General features: G+C 55.3%; 1 protein-coding gene and 2 pseudogenes. All 3 read right to left on the minus strand.

Annotated elements, in window-relative coordinates:
• Positions 1–241 (minus strand): annotated as a pseudogene (locus tag DM807_RS08290) (T6SS effector BTH_I2691 family protein); the annotation flags it as partial.
• On the minus strand, positions 241–1,134 hold the full coding sequence (locus tag DM807_RS08295) for a hypothetical protein (RefSeq protein ID WP_179027255.1): 894 nt from the start codon (positions 1,132–1,134) through the stop codon (positions 241–243). The gene DM807_RS08295 and the pseudogene DM807_RS08290, both read right to left, overlap by 1 nt.
• 2 nt (positions 1,135–1,136) lie before the next feature.
• Positions 1,137–2,519 (minus strand): annotated as a pseudogene (locus tag DM807_RS08300) (T6SS effector BTH_I2691 family protein); the annotation flags it as partial.

Consider the following 2,519-nt stretch of genomic DNA (forward strand, 5'->3'; position numbering starts at 1 on the left):
CGGTATTGACCGTCTGGGCGGTGAGGTCGGTGATGCCGGCCATGGCCGGAAAGCGGCCGGCCAAGCCTTCGATCACGTTATCGCTGGCGCCGAGCAAACTGCCGATCGCGTCGGCCTTGTCCTTGAACGAATTGAACGGTGCCAGGGCGGTGTACAGCGGGCTGTCGTGTTGATCGAACCACTGTTCGAGACGTTTGAAGCGCCGATCCTGTTCCTCGGTGCCAGGGGCCGGCTGGCCCATCATGCGCGCTTCCTTTTGGTTGAACGCGCTGGGGCTTCCTCGAACGCTTCTGGGGGCGGTGGCGCCGCTCGGACGTTGAACAGGCGGCAGATGCCGTACCAGCAGATGGCGACGGTGAGGTTATAGGGGAACAGCACGGCCCAGAACGGCAATTGCCAGTTCTTTTTGCCCTGCATTTCACCGGGCTCACCGGTTCGCCAAGGAGCGTAGTGGCGCCACGCTTCGGCTGGGGTCAGGCAGATGGCGTGCAGCGGCTTGTGCCACCAGTTGGCTTCGCCGGGCGGGGGTAGCTTGTCCGGGCCGTGAGCCATGAAATGGCGGAGGTATTCCCAGACTTCTGCGACATGTTTGACGCCGGGTTCTGTGGGCTCGTTGCTGTCGACCCAGAGGCAGTCTTTTTGGTGGAGGCTGCCATCCGCTCGGCGAGGGGCGAAGGCGAGGGCATAGCTGGTGCTGAACGATGAACCGCCGAATTCGGTGCGTTTGAAAAGGCCCCCTCCGGTGTTGGCCCACTCAAAGATTAAGTCCTTGCTTAAGCGTCGGTAGTAGATTTTTTTGGTTGAGCGATTGAGGCAGAAGATTGATAGACGTTTTATAAAGTATATTCGATACATGAGGAAAGGGAGGAAGGTGAAGGGTGCGAGTATGAATCCGGTCATTAATTTAGGGGAGGACATAAAATAATTCCAGAACTCTCCGTCAAGTATGTAGGGGTAAGTGCCGATCATTAAAAATAAGATCATTGCGCAGTAAAGCTTTCCCATGAACACAGAGTCTGTTACCCAGGGGTTTCTCAGGCACAAAGTATTTTTGGATAAATTTAATAGTTGCCCGCTAATAGCGGGCTTATGCCCTGAGTCTGTGGTTGGGTTGAATAGCCAGATGGTTGTCATGGTCAGCGCTCCAAACGAAAAATTGCTAGAGTGTCATTGTCTTCGTCCAATCCTTGGTTGGCACTGTAGGTTAGATGCAGTGAGACATGACTTTGGTTGGCTAGCGTGCTCTCGAAGTGCAGAACTAAACCAGCACCTACGATGTAGCCAGTCGGGGTAATTGGAAGCACGTCCCTTCCTTGGTCATCACGGTGGGCGTTTAAGCTACCTGACCATTCGCTTATCCCCTGCACAAAGCCTGGCAGCAACACTGTGAACTCAACGGTTGGCTGAGGTGCGACTACTTCGTTATGTGTGATCGCTGTCCAGTTTGGCGGAGACCAATGATTGTTCTGATGCCACCTAGTGTTGACATGAGTTGCGCCGAGTGATAGGGCTTGCTCGGCGGATAGTAGCTTGGGTCCGTAATGCTCGTTGTGCCAGGCTTTGACTTCGCTCTGTAGCGAGGTGAACGCAGGCAGTTTCTTTTCATAGTCCAAGATAATACCTGGACGTATCTCTCCATCATTGATGCGATTACCAAAGACGCTGCGTGCTGCCCACAACTCAATTGGGCTGTGAAGGTGCTCATGTGCCTTGGCATGGAGGTAGAGGCCTCCTGCAATGATGGCTACGCCGACGAGGACAAGGGCCGCTGCGGCCCATCCGGCGAAGGGCACAACCGATGTCACGCCAGCAACTGCAAGTCCTGCTTCGAGGACTACAGCAGAGCCAATGGCCATCGTAACCCCTCCGGCCAAGGTGTATCCACCAGCAGTTGAACTACCACTTTTGAGCTGGCGCACCCCTTTAAATATGTCAGAAACTAAGCTGAATGCTATTGCAGGGTATCCTGCTAAACGTGCAAACAGATTACTGTTCAGGAACTTGACAATCCCGTTGCCAAAGGCCATGCCCGGTGCTGTTGAGCTTAACCGCAGCATCACGGCTTTCTGCGTTGCCCGCACGCTGACCAATGTGGCTGCCGCTGCACCGATCACCCCGAAAATCGATGAAGCAAAGCCCAAGGTGTATTCCGGTGCACTGCTCTTCTGCAGGCTGTTGTAGGCGGTCTTGAGCGAAATTACGTTGAACCACAGCATCCCCGCGTTCAAACCACCACCACCGCCCGAGGTGAGTAGCCCGAGAAAGTTAGGTTTCACCCGCGCGGTAGTGGTCAGCTCGATCAGCACGTTTCGGCTACCCGAGATGCGCAGCGCTTTCATCTCCTCTACCTGCGCCATGCCGCTCTTCAAATACTTCTGTACTTCCTGGCTGAACGGATTTTCCGTGATGACCTGGCTGGTGATCCGGTAGCGCGCTGCCAATAGCCCCAGCGCTTTCTCGGCATTGCCTTCACGCGCCGCCATCAACACCTGCTGGCGCAGGCCATGGCTGGCATCCCA

The sequence above is a fragment of the Pseudomonas hunanensis genome, from assembly GCF_013393325.1.
Classification (GTDB): Bacteria; Pseudomonadota; Gammaproteobacteria; order Pseudomonadales; family Pseudomonadaceae; genus Aquipseudomonas; species Aquipseudomonas putida_P.